Source organism: Streptomyces sp. GESEQ-35, assembly GCF_017948485.1.
Lineage (GTDB): Bacteria > Actinomycetota > Actinomycetes > Streptomycetales > Streptomycetaceae > Streptomyces.
On sequence record NZ_JAFFSX010000003.1, the window covers coordinates 36,651 to 55,030 of the forward strand.

19 protein-coding genes are annotated in these 18,380 nt (G+C 70.4%); 11 read left to right on the forward strand and 8 right to left on the reverse strand.

From position 1 onward, the window contains the following. Positions 1–376: 376 nt before the first annotated feature. Complete coding sequence (locus KCH87_RS07120; protein WP_210585049.1) at positions 377–4,345, forward strand: AAA family ATPase; 3,969 nt, start codon at positions 377–379, stop codon at positions 4,343–4,345. 166 nt (positions 4,346–4,511) lie between these two features. Continuing rightward, complete coding sequence (locus tag KCH87_RS07125) at positions 4,512–5,300, forward strand: glycosyltransferase family 2 protein (protein WP_374198971.1); 789 nt, start codon at positions 4,512–4,514, stop codon at positions 5,298–5,300. Between the two features lie 107 nt (positions 5,301–5,407). Here KCH87_RS07125 and KCH87_RS07130 read toward each other — a convergent pair whose 3' ends face one another. Further along, on the reverse strand, positions 5,408–6,253 hold the full coding sequence (locus KCH87_RS07130; RefSeq protein WP_247195864.1) for a hypothetical protein: 846 nt from the start codon (positions 6,251–6,253) through the stop codon (positions 5,408–5,410). A 142-nt stretch (positions 6,254–6,395) separates the two neighbouring features. Continuing rightward, a complete protein-coding gene (locus KCH87_RS07135) occupies positions 6,396–7,052 on the reverse strand; it encodes a TetR/AcrR family transcriptional regulator (RefSeq protein ID WP_210585051.1) in 657 nt (218 codons plus the stop codon). Positions 7,053–7,268: 216 nt separating this feature from the next. On the opposite strand from KCH87_RS07135, the gene KCH87_RS07140 reads away from it, so the two are divergent. From KCH87_RS07140 to KCH87_RS07155, 4 genes are read left to right on the forward strand one after another with little or no spacing between them, the layout of a single operon-like run. Next, complete coding sequence (locus KCH87_RS07140; protein WP_210585052.1) at positions 7,269–8,399, forward strand: amidohydrolase family protein; 1,131 nt, start codon at positions 7,269–7,271, stop codon at positions 8,397–8,399. A 7-nt stretch (positions 8,400–8,406) separates the two neighbouring features. Next, complete coding sequence (locus tag KCH87_RS07145) at positions 8,407–8,607, forward strand: hypothetical protein (RefSeq protein WP_210585053.1); 201 nt, start codon at positions 8,407–8,409, stop codon at positions 8,605–8,607. Between the two features lie 39 nt (positions 8,608–8,646). Then, positions 8,647–9,828 (forward strand): amidohydrolase family protein, encoded by a 1,182-nt coding sequence (locus KCH87_RS07150; RefSeq protein ID WP_210585054.1) that lies wholly within the window; start codon positions 8,647–8,649, stop codon positions 9,826–9,828. Between the two features lie 30 nt (positions 9,829–9,858). After that, positions 9,859–10,782, forward strand: a complete 924-nt coding sequence (locus tag KCH87_RS07155; RefSeq protein ID WP_210585055.1) for an FkbM family methyltransferase — start codon at positions 9,859–9,861, stop codon at positions 10,780–10,782. On the opposite strand, the gene KCH87_RS07160 is transcribed toward KCH87_RS07155, so the two are convergent. Both KCH87_RS07160 and KCH87_RS07165 read right to left on the reverse strand, forming a co-directional pair. Further along, a complete protein-coding gene (locus KCH87_RS07160; RefSeq protein ID WP_210585056.1) occupies positions 10,779–10,967 on the reverse strand; it encodes a ferredoxin in 189 nt (62 codons plus the stop codon). The genes KCH87_RS07155 and KCH87_RS07160 overlap by 4 nt on opposite strands. A gap of 30 nt (positions 10,968–10,997) precedes the next feature. Next, positions 10,998–12,212, reverse strand: a complete 1,215-nt coding sequence (locus KCH87_RS07165) for an amidohydrolase family protein (protein ID WP_210585057.1) — start codon at positions 12,210–12,212, stop codon at positions 10,998–11,000. 120 nt (positions 12,213–12,332) lie between these two features. Between KCH87_RS07165 and KCH87_RS07170 the strand changes: the two genes are divergently transcribed. Beyond that, a complete protein-coding gene (locus tag KCH87_RS07170; protein ID WP_210585058.1) occupies positions 12,333–12,782 on the forward strand; it encodes a DoxX family protein in 450 nt (149 codons plus the stop codon). A gap of 10 nt (positions 12,783–12,792) precedes the next feature. On the opposite strand, the gene KCH87_RS07175 is transcribed toward KCH87_RS07170, so the two are convergent. Together KCH87_RS07175 and KCH87_RS07180 are read right to left on the reverse strand one after the other, a co-directional pair. Continuing rightward, a complete protein-coding gene (locus tag KCH87_RS07175; RefSeq protein WP_210585059.1) occupies positions 12,793–13,287 on the reverse strand; it encodes a GyrI-like domain-containing protein in 495 nt (164 codons plus the stop codon). A gap of 31 nt (positions 13,288–13,318) precedes the next feature. Then, a complete protein-coding gene (locus KCH87_RS07180; protein ID WP_210585060.1) occupies positions 13,319–13,909 on the reverse strand; it encodes a TetR/AcrR family transcriptional regulator in 591 nt (196 codons plus the stop codon). 111 nt (positions 13,910–14,020) lie between these two features. On the opposite strand from KCH87_RS07180, the gene KCH87_RS07185 reads away from it, so the two are divergent. The 4 genes from KCH87_RS07185 (at position 14,021) to KCH87_RS07200 (ending at position 16,621) form a co-directional block, all read left to right on the forward strand. Next, a complete protein-coding gene (locus KCH87_RS07185) occupies positions 14,021–15,040 on the forward strand; it encodes an aldo/keto reductase (RefSeq protein WP_210585061.1) in 1,020 nt (339 codons plus the stop codon). Positions 15,041–15,106: 66 nt separating this feature from the next. Next, positions 15,107–15,322 (forward strand): hypothetical protein, encoded by a 216-nt coding sequence (locus KCH87_RS07190; protein ID WP_210585062.1) that lies wholly within the window; start codon positions 15,107–15,109, stop codon positions 15,320–15,322. Between the two features lie 33 nt (positions 15,323–15,355). After that, a complete protein-coding gene (locus KCH87_RS07195) occupies positions 15,356–15,778 on the forward strand; it encodes a DUF6233 domain-containing protein (protein WP_210585063.1) in 423 nt (140 codons plus the stop codon). A gap of 57 nt (positions 15,779–15,835) precedes the next feature. Further along, positions 15,836–16,621: a YqjF family protein gene (locus KCH87_RS07200; RefSeq protein ID WP_210585064.1), complete on the forward strand. Its 786-nt coding sequence runs from the start codon at positions 15,836–15,838 to the stop codon at positions 16,619–16,621. Here the strand turns inward: KCH87_RS07200 and KCH87_RS07205 are convergent. Together KCH87_RS07205 and KCH87_RS07210 are read right to left on the reverse strand one after the other, a co-directional pair. Then, positions 16,560–17,264 (reverse strand): TIGR03943 family protein, encoded by a 705-nt coding sequence (locus KCH87_RS07205; protein ID WP_210585065.1) that lies wholly within the window; start codon positions 17,262–17,264, stop codon positions 16,560–16,562. The genes KCH87_RS07200 and KCH87_RS07205 overlap by 62 nt on opposite strands. After that, positions 17,261–18,277 (reverse strand): permease, encoded by a 1,017-nt coding sequence (locus tag KCH87_RS07210; protein WP_374198972.1) that lies wholly within the window; start codon positions 18,275–18,277, stop codon positions 17,261–17,263. Before KCH87_RS07210 ends, KCH87_RS07205 begins: the two co-directional genes overlap by 4 nt. Positions 18,278–18,380: the final 103 nt, after the last annotated feature.

Here is an 18,380-nt window from a genome sequence, read left to right on the forward strand (position 1 = left end):
TACCGGACGACGCGCGAGGCCTCGGTCCGCGCCAACGCGGCGCCGGCCGAGGCGGGGCGGGATCCGTGGTCGGCGATGAGCGGTCCGGATGGGACCGGCTCCACGGATCTCTCAGGCCTTGGGACGGGTCCGACACCGCCGACTCGTAACTTCGGCGGAAGCTGGCCGAGAACGTACGGCGTCATTGGCTGCCTCTCCGAGCACTGGGCTGGTGGCCTGTCATAACGGCGCGCAGTCGGTTCGCTACTGCGTCGTGATCCTGCCATCTGGAGCTCCTGACGAGGAGGTTGCGGCGTCCGGTCCGGTCCTTCCTCGCAGGTCAGCTGTATAAAGTGAGTTTTCCGGTCCGGATGTTCGGCAGCGAGGGAAGTAAGGGGTGGACACCTTGAGTTCCGACTCAGGGGCGCGCACAGCCTTCGCGGAGCGTCTTGCGCTGCTGTACAAGGAGGCCGGCAACCCTCCGCTCAAGCGGGTGGCCGAGGCGGTCGTACAGCTTCAGCGGGTCGACGAACGCGGACGGCCCGTGCGGGTGTCCGCTCAGCGGATCAGCGACTGGCGACGGGCGAAGAACGTGCCTGCCCACTTCACCGCCCTGGCCGCCGTGCTGTCCATCCTGATCCCGCAGGCGCGGCGCGCACGGCCCACGCCGGTGTCGACAGGCCTGTACGACCTGGGTCAGTGGCAGCGCATCTGGGAGCAGGCGGTGGCCGATCCCATCGGCGAGCGTGCCGCCGTGTCCGGAGACGAGGAGGAGCGGCCTTCGGGCGAAGGTGCGGCCGTCCCCGGTGGGGTGTGTCCGTACCGGGGGCTCGCGTCGTACAGGCAGCAGGACGCCCGGTGGTTCTTCGGCCGGGAGCGGAGCACCGATGCCCTCATGGCCCAGCTTCACACGGCGGAGGAGAGCGGCGGCCTGGTCATGCTCGTCGGCGCCTCCGGTGCGGGCAAGTCCTCCCTGCTGAACGCCGGCCTGGTGCCGGCCCTGGAGCAGGATGCGCGGGAAGTGGTGCAGCTGGTGCCGGGGGGCAATCCGCTCGCCGAGCTGGCCGAGCGGATCCCCGAGCTCGTGCCCCTCGTCTCCGCGGCAGAGGCAGAGACAGAGACAGACACGCAGGCGGTACGGGACGCCGTCACGCAATGGGCGACGACCTGCTCCCCCACTCGCCCCGTCATCATCGTGGACCAGTTCGAGGAGACATTCACCCTCTGCTCCGACGACACCGACCGGCATACGTTCATCCAGTTCCTGCATGCCGCCTGTGCACCCGAGCCCGACGGCCCCGCCCCCGTCCTCGTCGTCCTCGGCATTCGCGCCGACTTCTACGAGCAGTGCCTCGCGTATCCCGAGCTGGCCGACGCGCTCCAGCACCGGCACATGGTGCTCGGGCCGCTGACCACCACAGAGCTGCGTGAAGCGGTGACCGGACCGGCCAAGGCCGTGGGTCTCGAACTCGAGCCGGGGCTGGCGGAGCTGATCGTCCGGGAGGTGAGCGCCGACGGCCCTCGGGGGGCGCACGACGCCGGGATGCTGCCGCTTCTCTCCCACGCCCTGCTGGCCACCTGGCAGCGACGCAAGTCGGGACGGCTGACGCTGGCCGGCTACCGGGGGGCGGGCGGTATCCAGGGCGCGGTGGCGGCGACCGCCGAGCGGGCCTGGTCCAGCCTCGACCCGGCGGCACGTACGGCCGCGCGGCTGCTGCTGCTTCGGCTGGTCCGGCTGGGCGAGGACACCCAGGCCACACGGCGGCGGGGGACGCGGCGACAGCTCGCGGACGAGTCGACGGACCCCGGCAAGACGGAGGAGTCGCTCGAAGCCCTGGTTCAGGCCCGCTTGGTGACGCTCGACGCGGGGAGCGTGGAGATCACCCATGAGGCGCTGCTGCACGCCTGGCCGCGGCTGCGCGACTGGATCGACGAGGGCCGCAGCGACCATCTGCTGCGCCAGCGGCTGGAGGAGGACAGCAGGTCCTGGGAGGGCTCGAACCGCGACACGGCGCTGCTGTACCGGGGCTCCCGGCTGGAACAGGCCCGCGCCTGGGCCAAGACTTCCGGTGACACCTTCCTGACCCGCAGCGCGGTGGACTTCCTGGCCGCCGCGGTGCGCTTGCGCAGGCGCGTGGTCTGGATCAGCCGCGGCGCGGTGGCGGCGCTGGTGGTACTGGCGCTGGTAGCCGTCGGCGGGGCGGTCGTCGCGACGCAGCAGCGGGACGACGCGGTGTTCGCGCAGGTGCTCGCCGAGGCCGATCGCGTCCAGTCCACGGATCCGTCGCTGTCCGCCCAACTCGCCCTGGTGGCGCACCGTCTGCGGTCGGGCGACGAGGACGCCAACAACCGGCTGATCTCGATCGTCAACGCACCGCTGGCCACACCTCTGCTCGGCCACACCGGCGCCGTCTACCTCACCACGTTCAGCCCGGACGGACGGCTCCTGGCCACCGCCAGCTACGACCGGACCGTACGCCTGTGGGACGTGTCGGACCCGACCCGCCCCAAGGCCGTGGGCAAACCCCTGACCGGGCACACCAGTTGGGTGAGCAGCGCGGTCTTCAGCCCCGACGGGCAGACCCTCGTCAGCGCCGGGGACGACGGCGTGGTCCGGCTGTGGGACGTGAGCGATCCGCGCCGTCCGCGGTCGCTCGGCGCGCCGTTGGCCGGGCACAACGGCACGATCTACCTGACCGCCTTCAGCCCGGACGGGCGCACACTGGCCACCGCCGACGAGGACGGGACCGTACATCTGTGGGATGTGAGCGACCCGCGGCGGCCGGCGACGCTCGGCGCCCTGACCGGCCACTCCGCACCCGTGCGCTCGGTGGCGTTCAGCCCGGACGGGCGGACGCTGGCGGCGGGCGGCGACGACAGGACGGTCACGCTGTGGGACATGCGCGATCCGCGCCGTCCGGATCCGATCGGCAAGCCGCTGACCGGCCATACCGACACCGTGCACTCCGTGGCCTTCAGTCCCGACGGCCACACCCTCGCCAGCGGTAGTTCGGACAACACCGTCCGGCTGTGGGACGTCAGCGACCGCGGCCACGCGACCGCGCTCGGCGCGCCGCTGACCGGGCACACCGGTCCCGTGTGGTCCGTGGCCTTCAGCCCGGACGGGAGCATGCTCGCGGCCGGCAGCGCGGACAGCACGGCGAGTCTGTGGAACGTCCGCAATCCGGCGTACCCGTCGCAGGTCGGCATGCCGCTGGCGGGCAGCAGCGGGGAGATGTACGCCCTCGGCTTCAGCCCCGACGGACGCACCCTCGCCACCGGCACCGGCGACAGCAAGGTCCGGCTGTGGTCGATCCCGACGTCGGACATGATCGGCCGCATCGGGGCGTTCCGCGGGGACGGGCGGATCCTCGCCACCGGAAGCGGCGACAGCAAGGTCCGGCTGTGGAACGTGGCGGATCCCGACCGGCCCGTGGCCTTGGGCGAGCCGTTCCCGACCGGGGAGAAGGACCTGAGGCTGATGGCGTTCTCGCCCGACGGCCGCACCCTCGCCGTCCTGACGGGCGTCCGCAACACGCTTCAGCTGTGGAACGTCTCCGATCCCGCCCACCCCGTCGCCCACGGCCGTCCCGTCCTGCTGCACACGCGGTACGCGGGCCCCGACTCGCTGGCCTTCAGCCCGGACGGCCGCACCCTCGCCAGCGCCTACGACGACCGCACGATCCAGCTGTGGGACGCCTCCGACCCGGCCCGTCCGGTCCGGCTCGGCAAGCCGCTGACCGGTCACAAGGGGTACGTCAACGCCCTCGCGTTCAGCCCCGACGGACGCACCCTCGCCAGCGGCAGCGCCGACATCACCATCCGGCTCTGGAACGTCAGCGACCCGAGCCACGCGACGCCGCGCGGCAAGCCGCTCACCGGGCACCTCGGCCCCATCAACGCCCTCGCCTACAGCCCGGACGGCCATACGCTGGCCAGCGGCAGCGACGACAACACCGTCCGCCTGTGGAACGTCACCGACCCCGGCGGGGCGACCCTGCTGGGCTCCCCCCTGACCGGCCACACCGAGGCGCTGGTGTCGCTCACCTTCAGCCATGACGGCCGCACTCTCGCCACCGGCGGCAACGACAACACCGTCCGGCTGTGGAACGTCGCCGACCCTTCCGATGCCTCGCCCATCGGCCAGTCGATGAGCCCCAACGCCAAGACGGGCAACTTCCTGTCCTTCAGCCCCAACAGCCACATGATCGGGGTATCAAGCGGCTCCGACACGGTCCGGCTGTGGAACCTGGACGTCGACGAGGCGATCGACCGTATCTGCTCGGTCACCAGGGGTGTTCTGACCAGGGAGAAGTGGCACGAATACCTGCCCCGGCTGTCGTACGAGCCCCCCTGCGGAAAGTGATCCCGATCACACCGCCTCGGTGTGGCTGAGCAGTCGCCTCCCACAGCACTCGCAGCCTTGTTAGCCTTGGCCATAGCCCGATCGCTGGTGCATCCCCCGTCGCCAGCGGTCGGGTCTTTTCGTGGGGGCCGGGGTTCTCGGTCCTCACCACTCCCCCGGAAAGGTGGTGAGCGCTGCCGTGAGCGGGCGCATCGTCGTCGTCACCGCTGTGCACGCGCCCTCGGCCGTGTTCCTGGCGGACGCGCACAAGTCGCTGTGCGAACAGGAGTTGCCCGCCGGCTGGGAGTGGCACTGGGTGATCCAGGAGGACGGCCACACGGACGCCGTCGCCCCGCACGTCCCCGACGACGACCGTGTGACCTTCCGCCAGGGACGGCCGGGCGGCCCCGGAGTCGCGCGCACGATGGCCCTCGCGTACGCCGACGGCGACTACGTGAAGATCCTCGACGCCGACGACCAGCTCGCCCCCGGCACGCTGGGCCGCGACCTGGCGGCCCTGGAGCGCGACCCGGCGATCGGCTGGGCGACGTCGCGCGCCCTGGACCTGCTGCCGGACGGCTCGACGGCCGGCTTTCCCGGCGACCCCGACCACGGGCCCGTCGAGCGCGGAGCCGTACTCGACTTCTGGAAGGCCAACGCCTTCCGCGCCCAGGTCCATCCGGCGACGCTGTTCGTCCGGCGTGACCTGCTGCTCGCGCTGGGCGGCTGGATGGCCCTGCCGGCGTCCGAGGACACCGGGCTGCTGCTCGCCCTCAACTCCGTGAGCCGTGGGTGGTTTTCGGCCGAGGTGGGGCTCCTGTACCGCAAGTGGGAGGGCCAGGTCACGGGCCAGGCCTCGCATACCGATCCCGCCGAGCGGGAGGCGCGGATGGCCGTGGTGGAGGCACGGGCACGTGCGTTGGCGGACCTACGGTGGCAGCATCCCCCGCCGACCGGGACACCGGACGCCGTCTGAGACTTGGGTCGCCGGCTGGGACAGGTGAAGGGCGCGGTGCCGTCCGTTCCGCTTGACTCGGCTCGGCCGTTCAGGCTTGGCTCAGGCCACCCACCCAACCGCCCCGCTCAGCCCGCCCGTTCGACCTTCGCCGCGGCGGTCTCCGCGTGGCGTCCGGCTTCGCGGACTCGGCGCTCGGTGCGTCGTACGTCCTCGCGCGCCTTGTGCTCGGCCGTACGCGCCTGTTCGTGCTCGACTCGGACGCGTTTGAGTTCGGCGGCCAGCTCGTCCATGTGGCGCTGGAGCTTCTCCGCCAGTTTCCGGGTCTTGTCGGCGTCGCGGGTGGCGGCCGCGGCTTCCTTCTCCCGGGCGCGCAGTTCCTGGTCGGCTTCCTTGGCGCCTTTCCGAGCCCGGGCCAGCCGCTCGCGGCGCTGCTCGTCGGCGGGAGCGGGCTTCGCGGCCGGGGCGGCGCGTGGCTTGGCCGGCGGAGAGGCCGCGGGGAAACCGACCGTGGCGGTGAGGGGCCTGACCAGCCGGCCCTTGGCCCATTCCCGGGCGGCCTCCGGATCGGCGAGGACGGTGTGCAGGGTGCTTTCGATCTCGCGTTGCGCATCCTCGCTGATGGGGTGGCCGGCCCGCGCGGCCAGCTGCCCGGCCTGCCTCGACAGGGCGCCGATCAGGGCCCGCTGCTGGCGGCTGAGGGTCCTCAACTGTGCCCCGTCCAGGTCCTGGTGCGCCTGCCGCAGGGCCTCCCCGAGCCTGAGCAGGGGCTCGATCTGATCGGGCTGCTCGCGTACGAGGAGGTTGCTTGCCCATGCCGACAGGCTGGGGCGGCGCAGCTGTCCGATCTGCTCCGCGAGGGCGCGGTCCCCGGCCGTACGGGCTGCTGCCGCGCGGGTGTCGCGGGCGGCGGTGAAGTCCTCCGGCCGCAGTCCGTACAGCTCGTCGGCGACAGCGTCCAGGTCCAGGTCCATCGGAGCCCTTTCGACGCCTTCTCGACACCATGGAACTCCGGACAATTTTCTCACTCAACGGCGATTCGGGCCCTGTGAGTGGCCCGGCACGCCGCCCGGCTGCCGCGTTGCCGTCGGACGTCGGCTCCCCTGCCGTCCGCACTCACCCGTGCCGATCAGTCACCGCCGCCTTCCCGCGACCTGATCCGCCGGACAGGCCCCGACCAGAGCCCCCGAGCGCACGCAGCGCGAAGTCGATGACCTGCTCGCTCGCCTCCTCGGCGCTCTGTGTGCTCGGCCGGAGGATCTGCTCGTCGAAGGCCCGCTGCAGCACGGCAGCGATCGCTCGCGCGTCCGCCCGGACGTCGGAGACCAGCGGGAAGTCACCGCTGTCGCGCCCCTGCTCCACGATGAGCGCGAGGATCGCCTCCTGGCCCTCTGCCGCACGGTTCCACTCGGCGTCGTAGCCACGCGCTCGCCGTACCTCCTCCGAGGTCAGTACGAGCACCCGCTGCCGTCGGCGCTTCTCCGAGACCAGGCGCATCCTGCACTGCACATAGCGCCGTAGAGCGTCCTCGGGGGAGTCCGCGGACGCGATGGCCGTTTGGAGCTCCGCGGTGACCTTGTCGTGGTCGCGGCGGAACATCGCGAGCAGCAGATCGTCCTTGGAGTCGAAGTGCCGGTAGAAGGCACGGGTGCCGAGCCCGGTCTCCGCGAGGATGTCGCCCACCGAGACGGAAGCCCCGCCCGTGGAGGCCAGACAGCGATGGGCCGCCTCGATGATGCGCGCCCGCTCCGCGCGCTGGTCCTGCTCCGCCATCGCCCCACTCTCTGAATCCCTGGTCCCTGGTCCCTGGTGTCTGATCTCTGGTCTCTGACGAAAATCCCGATCTCGTACGGCATCAGTCTAGCCACGTATGCGCTTCCAGGTTGGAGCCTGCACGGCTCTTGACACGCCTCCCCGGCCGAGCCAACCATGAAAATGGCATTTTCACCGCCCCGCACCTCCAGGCGTGTCGATCGAAGGAGAACGACGATGGAGAAGATCTGGGCCAACTCGGCCGACTCACACTTCCTGGAGCCGGACGACCTCTGGCGGAGCAACCTCCCCAAACATCTGGCCGAGCTGATGCCGCGCTCGGAGAAGGACCCCGACGGTGCCTGGGAGACGGTCCACATCGACGGCATGTCCTTCCGTCGTGCGACGCCTCCGGTGAAGGTCCAGGAGTTCATGGAGGCCACGCATCGCGCGCCGGGCGCCCGGGACATCGGCCTGCGGATGAAGGACCTCGACAACGAGGGCGTCTGGGGCGAGCTGGTCTTCCCGTCGCTGGGCATGTGGTCGTCCTCGTTCCGTACGCCCGAGGCGCTGCGCGAGGCACTGCGGGTCAGCAACGACTGGGCCTGGGAGACCATCGCGCAGGCCACGCCGCGCCTGGTGCCGGCCGCCCAGGTGTCCACCCTGGACGTCGACGACGCCGTGCACGAGCTGGAGCGGGTCGCCGCCATGGGCTACCGGGCGGTGTTCCTGCCGACCGCCCCGCACCCCAGGCAGAAGGACTACAACCACGACGTGTGGGAGCCCTTCTGGGCGCTCGCCGAGGAGGCGAACGTCGTGATCGCCTTCCACATCGGCACCGATCCGGTCGACATGGCCACCGGCGGCCAGATCGGCGTCGTCTTCCGCGGCCCCGGCGGCGCGGTGCTCAACTACACCGAGACGACCTACGGCGGCCAGCGCGCGGTGACCAAGATGGTCGCCTCCGGCGCACTGGACCGGCACCCGGCCCTGAAGGTACTGGTCGCCGAGGGCGGCGCGACCTGGGTGCCCTTCATCGCCGACCGGATCGAGGAGGGCTACCGGCAGCACGCCCAGATGGTCCGCCCCAAGCTCAGGCGCTCGCCCCGCGAGATCATCTACTCGCAGGTGTACGCGTCCTTCCAGCACGACGCCACCGCGGTGGCCGCCGCCTCCTCGATGGGCTACCGCAACGTCATGTGGGGCAGCGACTACCCCCACATGGAGGGCACCTTCGGCCACACCCAGGAGACCCTGCACGGTCTCTTCGACGGCGTGGACCCGGCCCTGCGCGAGCGCATCACGGTGGGCGCCTTCGCCGAACTCTTCCCCGAGGTGCCGCCGCTGCCCACCGCCGCCACCTCCTGAGGCCGCCATGTCCGACAACGTCATGTACGACTCCCCGACCGAGTTCCTGCACGAGGTCGCCGGCTCCGGCAACCGCTGCATGGCCCAGTCGGTGATCCCCCAGGACGACGGCAGCTACGTCTGCGCCTGCTCCTGCGAGAGCTGGGAGGTCGTCGCCCCCAGCCGCGAAGAAGGGCTGCGGCTCGCCCGCCGGCACACCAACTCCTGATGTTCACCCCGTAACCCAACGCGCCGGGAGGCGATGGCGATGACCGATCAGCGCAAGCGGATCTTCGACTGCGACCAGCACATGTACGAGGAGCGGGACTCCTTCACCCGCTACCTCCCCAAGGAGTTCCTCGGCACGGCGGTCGCCCCGATCACCCTGCCGGACGGCCGTGAGGTGATCCTCGCCGGCGACCGGATCGTCGTATGCCTGGAGCCGGAGTTCGGCCAGGTGTACCGGCCCGGATCGCTCAAGGAGATGCTGAAGGCGATGGGCTCGGGCAATCCCGCGGAGACCTACCAGTTCGAGCCGATGCACGAGGCGTACCAGAACCGCGACGCCCGGCTGACGCTCATGGACGAGCAGGGTGTCGACCAGACCATCATGTATCCGGGCGGCTGGGCCCTGGTCGCCGAGGAGTATGTGAAGTCCTCCGAGGCGCTGTACGCCAACGTCCACTCGTTCAACCGGTACATGAACGAGGTCTGGGGCTTCGACCACCAGAGCCGTATCTACGCCCCCGCGCTGCTGTCACTGCGCGACCTGGACAGCGCGGTCAAGGAGCTGGAGTACGTCCTGGAGCAGGGCGCCCGCTTCATCCTGCTGCCGACCGGACCGGTGTACGGCCGCTCGCCGGGCGACCCGTACTTCGACCCGTTCTGGAAACTGGTCAACGAGGCCAAGGCGAGCGTCTGTTACCACATCAGCGAGTTCTACTACAACTCGCAGGTGGCGCCCGCCTGGGGCTTCGAGCCGAACCCGATCCACTTCCGGATGTCGGCGTGGCAGTGGATGAACACGTACGGCCAGCGCCCGATCGAGGAGACGCTCTCGGCGCTCATCTTCGACAACCTCTTCGGCCGCTTCCCCGACATCAACATCCTGGTCTCGGAGTTCGGCGCGGAGTGGGTGCCGCACTTCGTCCGGCACATGGACAAGAGCCGCGGCATGGGCCGCAACGGCCCCTGGATCGGCGGGAAGCTCGACGAGCGCCCCAGCAAGGTCTTCCGCAGGCACGTACGGGTGGTGCCGTATCCGGAGGACGACATCCCGAGCCTGGTGGCGCGGCTCGGGTACCACGAGTCGCTGGTCATGGGCTCGGACTACCCGCACGCGGAGGGCGTCGCGGCCCCGGCGGAGTACTGGAAACTGATGGAGGGCCTCGACGACTCCGTCCAGGACGACATCATGTACAACAATGCTCAGCAGCTGATCACCCGTTGATCGGCCTGGGAGCCGCACCGGAGGCGCGCGATGAGTACCGGCTTCACCGAGGCCCTGGTCACCCTGGGCCGCCGGTATGTGCGCGACGCCCCGGTGCCGCTCGGCAAGGCGCCGCTGGCCGCGCGGTACCTCAACTCCCAGCTGCGTGATCATCCGCGGTGCCGGGTCGCGGAGACCCGGTTCGGCGCCCGGTTCGCGGTCGACACGCAGGACCTCATCCAGCGCTACATCTATCTGTTCGGGGTGTGGGAGCCGCATATGACGGCGTGGCTCCGGGGCCGGCTGCGACCGGGCGACACCTTCGTCGATGTCGGCGCCAACGTGGGCTACTTCGCGGTCCTCGGCTCCCGGCTCGTCGGCGACACGGGCCGGGTCGTGGCCGTGGAGGCGTCCCCCGCCTTCCACGACAGGATGCGGCAGCAGCTCACGCTCAACGGCTGCACCAACGTCCGCACCGTGAACGCCGCGGTCTCCGACAGCCGCAGGACGCTCACGTTCGTCCTGGCCAGCTCCCGCAACATGGGCGCGAACTCCATCGTCCCGTACGACGGCCCGGCGGAGTCGACCTTCGAGGCGGAGGCCCGGCCGCTCTCCGAACTCCTCGACCCGGACGACCTCGCCAGGGCCCGCGTGCTCAAGATCGACGTCGAGGGGGCGGAGGGCAGCGTCGTACGAGGGCTGGCTCCCGTCCTCGACCGGCTCCGGGACGACGCGGAGATCGCCGTGGAGGTCACTCCCGAACGGATGGCCCAACTGGGCGACTCCGTAGAGGAGCTGATGGAAACCATGCGCAGCCACGGCTTCCACACCTACCGACTCCCCAACGACTACAAGCCGCAGAGCTACCCCGACGCCCTGCGCAGCCCCTCCCCGCCGGTGCGGTGGCGGGGGCCGATCGTCGGCGAGACGGAGCTGGTCTTCTCGCGCATCGATGCCGAGGAACTCTCCAACTAATCGGAGATGACGATGGCCTGGGACGGGCACCCCTCCGCCGCCTCCCGAACCTGCGGATCGTCACCGGCGTCCTCGCGACCCGGTATGACGGCACCGAAGCCGTCCTCCACGGTGAAGACGGACGGCACCCGGTAGACGCAATCGCCGGAGCCGTAACAGCGGTTGGGGTCGACGGAGACCTTCATGCCCCTTTCCGTTCCCCACAGGGCGGGCCCCTACGCCCGCCTCTCCTGGTCGAACGGCAGCTGAAGCATCCGGATGGCATTCCCGCGCAGCAGCTTGTAGGTCACGTCGTCGGAGAGACCGGCGACATGCTCGGCCGCCACCTTCTTCGTCTCGGGCCAGGTCGAGTCGACGTGCGGGTAGTCCGTCTCGAAGGTCGCGTTGTTGACGCCGACGGTCTCGATGGCCTCGATGCCGTGCCGGTCGCGGAAGAAGCAGCAGAAGATCTGCCGGTAGTAGTACGTCGACGGCGGCTCCGGAATCAGATCCCGGACGCCACCCCACGCCCGGTGCTCCTCCCACACGTCGTCCGCGCGCTCCAGGGCATACGGGATCCAGCCCATCTGCCCTTCGCTGTACGCGAGTTTGAGCCGGGGGAACTTCACCAGCACGCCGCTGAACAGGAAGTCCATCATCGACGCCATGGCGTTGTTGAAGCTGAGGGAGGCCTGCACGGCGGGGGGAGCGTCGGGTGACGCGGCCGGCATCTGCGAGGACGACCCGATGTGCATGTTGACCACGGTCCCGGTCTCCTCGCAGGCAGCGAAGAACGGGTCCCAGTAGCCGGAGTGGATGGAGGGGAGCCCGAGATAGGTCGGGATCTCGCTGAAGGTGACGGCGCGCACGCCCCGGGCGGCATTGCGGCGGATCTCCGCGACGGCCAACTCGATGTCCCACAGCGGGATGAGGCACAGCGGGATCAGCCGGCCGCCGCTGTCCCCGCACCACTCCTCGACCATCCAGTCGTTGTAGGCGCGCACACAGGCGAGGCCGACCTCCTTGTCCTTGGCCTCGGCGAAGGTCTGCCCGCAGAAGCGGGGGAAGGTCGGGAAGCAGAGCGAGGCCTCGACGTGATTGAGGTCCATGTCCTCCAGCCGGGCCTTCGGATCCCAGCAGCCCCGCCGCATCTGCTCCCGCGTGATCCCGTCGAGCGTCATCTCGTCCCGGGAGAAGCCGACGGCCGCGATGATGCGCTTGTACGGGAAGAACTCGCCCTCGTACTCCCACCAGTCGGTGATCTGGCCGTCCGGATCCGTCGTGAACCGGTACTTCCCGCCGACGTACGCGAGATCGCCGATACCGGCGGTGAAGGGCTTGGGGCCCTTGTCCCGGTACTTGGCCGGGAGCCACGTCTCGAAGAGGTGCGCGGGCTCGATCACGTGATCGTCCACGCTGATGACCTTGGGCAGATCCCTGGTATCGCTCACGCTGTACCCCTAATCTGACGATCCATCAGATTTAGAGGTTAGGGCAGCCTTCTCACGGCAGCAAGGGAACGGCGGCACGGGAACCGGCGCCCTGACCGGGTTACCGGGTGGGAGGTCCATGTGCAGAGCATCTGGCTCAGCGGCGCCGAGTGGTTCGCAGTCCTCCGTGTCGGTCTCGGCCTGTGGTGGCTGGAGAGCTGGCGGCACAAGGACAAGCGGGACTGGTTCGCCGGCGGCGGCATCCGATGGGCGGCCGGTATCGCGGCGGAACACCGGTGGGGATTCGTCCGGCTGGGCTTCGACCGCATCGTCCGACCCCGCCCGCGCCTGATGGCGTACGTCGTCGCCTACGCGGAACTCGCCCTCGGACTCGGGCTCGTCATCGGCTTCCTCACGCCGGTCGCCCTCGTCGGCGGCCTCATACTCAACCTGGTCTATCTCGTCCTGATGATCCACGACTGGGCCGAGCAGGGGCAGAACCTCATGATGGCCCTGATCTCGCTGGTCACCCTGTTCGCGATGGGGTGGCAGTCGTGGTCTGTGGACGCGGCACTGGGGCTCTTCGGGTAGCCGGTCGCCGTCAGTCCGTCACCGGCCAGTTGAGCTCGGTGCGCAGGTCACGGGGGTCCATGTCCGGGGTGGGCTGGGTGACGTAGCACTCCCACCTGACGTCTGAGCCGGACAGCCCCCGGCCCTCCAGCCAGGACTGTAGGCGCTGCCAGGAGGATTCGAGACCGTCGAACGATCCGAAGTGCGTCAGCCGGGCCACATTGCCCCCGGGAAGCGAACCGACGACGACGTCACCCACCGCGTGGACGGGCCGGTCCGTCACGAATCCGACCTCGAGGTCCTGGGTCTGCCCCGGTGTTCCGTGGTAGACGCAGAAGGCGGGGCCCACAATGGCGACCCGCTGAGTGGCGATGGTGTCGGCCAGGACGCGGAAGGACGTGTCGAAGAAGTCCCGCAGTTCGGCCATCGCGATGACGCGGCGGACGGCCGCCGTCGTCGCCGGGTCGAGATTGATGAGCTCCGGCTCGGACGCGCCGATCTCCAGGTCGGGTCCACTGCTGGTCATGGCTCTCCTGTCCGGGGTGCGAGGGCACTGGTCAGTGCGGTCGGCGGAGGCCTGCGACGAGGAGTTCCACCAGTCGGCGTGCGTCGTAGCGGGGGTCGCTGTCCGCGCCGATGCAGAGGTTACCGACGCCGCGCATGACTGCGTAGGCGTCCACGTCGGTGCGGATCTCGCCGGCCGCGGCCGCGGCTTCGAGCAGTTGGGTGCACACGGGCACGAGGCGGTCGAGGAAGTAGCGGTGCAGCGTGTCGAAGCCGGCGTCGTCGGACTGAAGCACGGCGGCGAGTCCGTGCTTGGTGACCAGGAAGTCGACGAAGAGGTCGATCCACTGCCCCAGTGCGGCGTGCGGGGTCGCGCCGGTCGCCAGCAGGGCCGGGCCGGCCTCGGCGCAGGCGTCCACCTGGTGCCGGTAGACGGCGATGATGAGATCCGCCCGGGTGGGGAAGTGGCGGTAGATCGTGCCCACCCCGACGCCGGCCTCGGCCGCGATGTCGCGTACCGGCGCTCCCACGCCCGACGTGACGAAGACCGCGGCGGCCGCGTCGAGCAGCGTCTCCTTGTTGCGTCGGGCGTCCGCCCGCTTGGACCGGGCCGCGCGCCCCGCATTTTCGTCGCCGTCGTTCACCGCGCCGCTCCTCCGCCGTCAGGCTTGCTAAACGGAACAGCGTTCCGTATCGTCGCTACCGGAACAATGTTCCGTTTACCCATGATGCCAGAGCAATGGAGGAACACGGCCATGCAGTACCGCACCTTGGGCCGCACCGGTGTGCAGGTCAGCTCCCTCGCGCTCGGCGCGATGAACTTCGGCGCGATCGGGCGCACCACCCAGGACGAGGCCACCGCCATCGTCGACGCCGCCCTCGAAGGCGGGATCAACGTCATCGACACGGCCGACGCGTACAGCCAGGGCGAGTCGGAGAGGATGGTCGGCAAGGCCATCGCCGGCCGCCGCGACGACATCGTGCTCGCCACGAAGGCGCAGATGCCCATGGGCGACGAGCGCAACCATCAGGGCGGCTCGCGCCGCTGGCTGGTCACCGCGCTGGACGACAGCCTGCGCCGCCTCGGCGTCGACCACGTCGACCTCTACCAGATCCACCGCTGGGACCCGCAGACCAGCGACGAGGAGACGCTGTCGGCACTGACCGACCTGCAACGCGCGGGAAAGATCCGTTACTTCGGCTCCTCGACCTTCCCCGCCTACCGCATCGTGCAGGCCCAGTGGACCGCCCACGAGCGCCACCTGGGCCGTTACGTCACCGAACAGCCCAGCTACTCGATCCTTCAGCGCGGCATCGAGAGCCATGTACTGCCCGTGACCGAGGAGTACGGGATGGGCGTGCTGGCGTGGAGCCCGCTGGCCTCGGGCTGGCTGTCGGGTGCGGTCCGCGAGGGCCGGTCCATCACCACCAGCCGCTCGACGTTCATGCCGCAGCGCTTCGACCTCACCATCCCGTCCAACCGGGCCAGGCTCGACGCCGTCGAGCAGCTGGCCGAGGTCGCCGCCGAGGCCGGTCTCACCATGATCCAGCTCGCGCTCGGATTCGTGACCGCGCATCCTGCCGTGACCAGCGCGCTCGTCGGCCCCCGCACGACGGACCATCTGCACTCACAGCTCGCCGCCGCGGACACCGCGCTCTCCGCCGACGTACTCGACGCGATCGATGCGATCGTCGCGCCGGGCACCGATCTCGCCGCGCACGAGAAGTTCGACACCCCGCCCGCACTGCTCGACCCGGCCCTGCGCCGCCGTTGACAGAAACCTTCGGCCGACGAGCGTCACGGCAAGCGCAAAGAATCGAACACATGATTGAATCTGGTGATGCGACCGATCCCCGACGACCTCGCCCAGGCGCAGCAGGAGTGGCACGCGACGTACCGGCTCCTCGCCGAACGGCCCCGCGCTGATCTGCGCCGTCGGCTGTACCGGCTGTCGACCGCGGTGCTCTTCCATCCGTACTGGAGAGAGCGCGGCCGGACCTCGGCGGCGTGGGCGGAGCTGCGCGGCCTGGGGCGGGGAGGAAGGAGCGGGGGGTGATGACCCGGCTCCGATGCGAGGCCAGGGCACGCCATGTCCGAGCTGCCGCCTGATACCGCCCGGCTTCGGGCGATCATGGCCTACCTCGACGAGCAGATCGCCAAGAACGAGACCGTCGGCATCTACTTGCGGCTCCAGCGCGGCGCCGTGGAGGCGGCGCTTGCCCGCGCCGAGGGGCAGCGGCCACCGGAGCCCCGGCCCCGGCAGCAACGCCCTGCGGCCCTCCCGGCGTTCACGGCCGCCCGCCGCGGACACGGCTCGACGGGCTTCGCCGTCGAGCAGCAGCCGCGGGCCATGGGTCCCGAGCCTGCACGCATCCACACCGACGACTGCCCGCACGGGGGGACAAAGCATCGCATCAGCGCCCATGACGCCCGAGCGGCCCTCATCGACCCGCAGGTGGAGGCGTGCCCGTTCTGCCGTCCCGACGACGAACTCGGCCTCGACCTCGGCTGACCCATCGACCGGAGACCCGCGGACCCGGCGCCCGCACCCCCCTGCCATCCTTGCCCCGTGCCGAAGCCCTCCCCCGTCACCCCCGACGCCCCCGTCCCGATACCCGGCCCGCTGCTCACCCAGCACTGGCTCGACCTCTGTTTCATCCACTGGGCCGTCGAACCGGACGTGGTGGCGGGGCTGTTGCCGAGGGGCACCGTTCCGGACACGTACGACGGGATGACGTACGTCGGGCTGGTCGCGTTCCGGATGGACAAGGTGGGGTGGCTGCGGCTGCCGGGGGTGCCGTACTTCGGGTCGTTCCCGGAGACGAACGTACGGCTGTACTCCGTCGGCGCGGACGGGCGGCGTGGTGTGGTGTTCCGGTCGATGGACGCCTCGCGGCTGCTGCCGGTGGCGATGGGGCGTGTCGGCTTCCGGCTGCCGTATCTCTGGTCCCGGATGAGCGTGCGCGCCGACGGCGACACCGTCTCGTACGACAGCGTCCGCCGCTGGCCGGGTCCGCGCGGCGCCTACAGCCGTATCACCGTGCGGGCGGGTGAACCGATAGCGGAACCAACCGGGTTGGAGTACTTCCTCACCGCCCGCTGGGGCATGCACAACGCGTTCCCCCGCGGTGTCGCGTTCCTGCCCAACGACCACCCCAGCTGGCCCCTGCACCGCGCCGACCTGATCGACTGCGAGGAGAACCTGATCGCGGCGGCCGGGCTGCCCGCCCCGACCGGCGCCCCGGTCAGCGTGCTGTACTCCCCCGGCGTGCCCGTCCGGCTGGGCCGGCCCGTCAGGAGTTCCATGTCTCGTCGTACGGATCCCGCGGCTGAGCCACCGGTCGGGCCTCGCTGACCTCGATGAACGGGATCGGGCCGTCGTTGACCCGGTCGTGCGTCCGGCGGGCGGTGTACGTGCCGGTGACCTCCAGCCAGGTGTCCGGTTGCAGCACCGGCGGGATGTGTCCGGCCAGGCCGACCTTGACCGGCTGGGCGTCCGCCGCACAGCAGTTGAGGGTCATACGCACCAGGTAGGGCGTGCCGTCGCGGTCCAGCGAGACAAAGCCGGTGATCTTCAGCTGGCGGCCGCCGAGCGAGCGGCCCTTGTCGTAGACCGCGCGGCCCGCGTAGTCGGCCAGGGCGAGGCGCAGTGGGCCGTCACCCTGCGGCAACTTCGTGAATCCGTACGGCTGTTGAAGCGCCGTCCCCGTGCGTTCGGCGCTGTAGGAGCCGAGGGCGGGCGGGGCGACCAGGATCAGAGCGAGGACGGGGAGGGCCAGCAGCCAGGAGACGCGCGGTTCGGGATGGGCGTGTCCGTCGGACTTCCGCCGCTCGTACCAGACCGTCGCCAGCGCCGCCGCGATCAGCACCACGCCGGACAGCAACAGCATCGGACGCAGGCCCGCCTTGACGTAGCGCAGGTAGAGGTCGGTCAGGCCCGCGTGCAGCAGGGTCGCGCCGAGCAGGAAGAGTACGGCCGCCTGGGCCTGCCGGTTCACAGGAGCACCGCCCCGGTCAGTACCGACATCAGCACCGCCAGCACGAAGGTGGCGGGCGCGAAGCGCAGGGCGAAGGAGCGGCCGAAGGTGCCCGCCTGCATCGCGAACAGCTTCAGGTCGATCATCGGCCCGACCACCAGGAACGTCAGCCGGGCGGTGAGCGAGAACTGCGTCAGCGAGGCCGCCACGAAGGCGTCCGCCTCCGAGCAGATCGACAGCAGCACGGCGAGCACGGCAAGGGCCAGCACGGACACGACCGGGTTGTCGGCCGCCGTACGCAGCCAGGTCTCGGGCACCACCGACTTCAGCGTCGCCGCCGCCATCGCGCCCAGAACCAGAAATCCCCCCGCGTGCATCACGTCGTGCCGGACCGACCCCCAGAACGCCGCGCCCCTGCCCTGACCGTCGTACGACGAACGGGCCGGCGGACGCAGCCAGTCGGCCCGGCCGAGCCGCAGCCACAACCAGCCCATCGCACACGCCACCAGCAGGCTCGCGACGAGTCGGGCGAGGACCATTTCGGGGTTGCCGGGGAAGGCCACGGCCGTCGCGGTGAGGACGATCGGGTTGATCGCCGGGGCGGAGAGCAGAAACGCCAGCGCCGCGGCCGGAGTCACCCCGCGGCGCACCAACGCGCCCGCCACCGGCACGGACGCGCACTCGCACCCGGGCAGCACCGCACCCGCCGCGCCCGCCACGGGCACGGCGAGTGCGGGTCGCTTCGGCAACGCGCGGGCGAAGAACGACGGCGGGACGAACACCGCGATCGCCGCCGACAGCAGCACGCCGAGTACGAGGAACGGCAGCGCCTGTACGACGACGGCCACGAACACCGTCATCCAGCTCTGCATCACCGGCGCGGCGAGCATCCCCCGGATCGGGCCCTGCGCGAGGACGGCGAGGACCAGCAGCATGGTCAGCAGGAGGGGGGAGTTGAGGTGTCTGGCCTGCGGTTCTTCCGGGTTTTCCGTTGGCGCGGCGGCCCGCGGCGGGGGCGGCTTGGTGATGGCCACGGGTGACGTACCTCCGGTGCTGGGCGCTCCGCTGGGTAGGTGGTTCGTTGTGTGCGGGCCGGTGGGGGCTTGTCGCGCAGTTCCCCGCGCCCCTAAAGGGGCG

What these genes read in the sequence shown, in the direction of transcription:
- KCH87_RS07130 (WP_247195864.1), bottom strand. Translation starts at nt 6,253, where the DNA reads ATGGACCTGGACCTGGACGCTGTCGCCGACGAGCTGTACGGACTGCGG.
- KCH87_RS07135 (WP_210585051.1), bottom strand. Translation starts at nt 7,052, where the DNA reads ATGGCGGAGCAGGACCAGCGCGCGGAGCGGGCGCGCATCATCGAGGCG.
- KCH87_RS07140 (WP_210585052.1), top strand. Translation starts at nt 7,269, where the DNA reads ATGGAGAAGATCTGGGCCAACTCGGCCGACTCACACTTCCTGGAGCCG.
- KCH87_RS07145 (WP_210585053.1), top strand. Translation starts at nt 8,407, where the DNA reads ATGTCCGACAACGTCATGTACGACTCCCCGACCGAGTTCCTGCACGAG.
- KCH87_RS07150 (WP_210585054.1), top strand. Translation starts at nt 8,647, where the DNA reads ATGACCGATCAGCGCAAGCGGATCTTCGACTGCGACCAGCACATGTAC.
- KCH87_RS07155 (WP_210585055.1), top strand. Translation starts at nt 9,859, where the DNA reads ATGAGTACCGGCTTCACCGAGGCCCTGGTCACCCTGGGCCGCCGGTAT.
- KCH87_RS07160 (WP_210585056.1), bottom strand. Translation starts at nt 10,967, where the DNA reads ATGAAGGTCTCCGTCGACCCCAACCGCTGTTACGGCTCCGGCGATTGC.
- KCH87_RS07175 (WP_210585059.1), bottom strand. Translation starts at nt 13,287, where the DNA reads ATGACCAGCAGTGGACCCGACCTGGAGATCGGCGCGTCCGAGCCGGAG.
- KCH87_RS07185 (WP_210585061.1), top strand. Translation starts at nt 14,021, where the DNA reads ATGCAGTACCGCACCTTGGGCCGCACCGGTGTGCAGGTCAGCTCCCTC.
- KCH87_RS07190 (WP_210585062.1), top strand. Translation starts at nt 15,107, where the DNA reads ATGCGACCGATCCCCGACGACCTCGCCCAGGCGCAGCAGGAGTGGCAC.
- KCH87_RS07195 (WP_210585063.1), top strand. Translation starts at nt 15,356, where the DNA reads ATGTCCGAGCTGCCGCCTGATACCGCCCGGCTTCGGGCGATCATGGCC.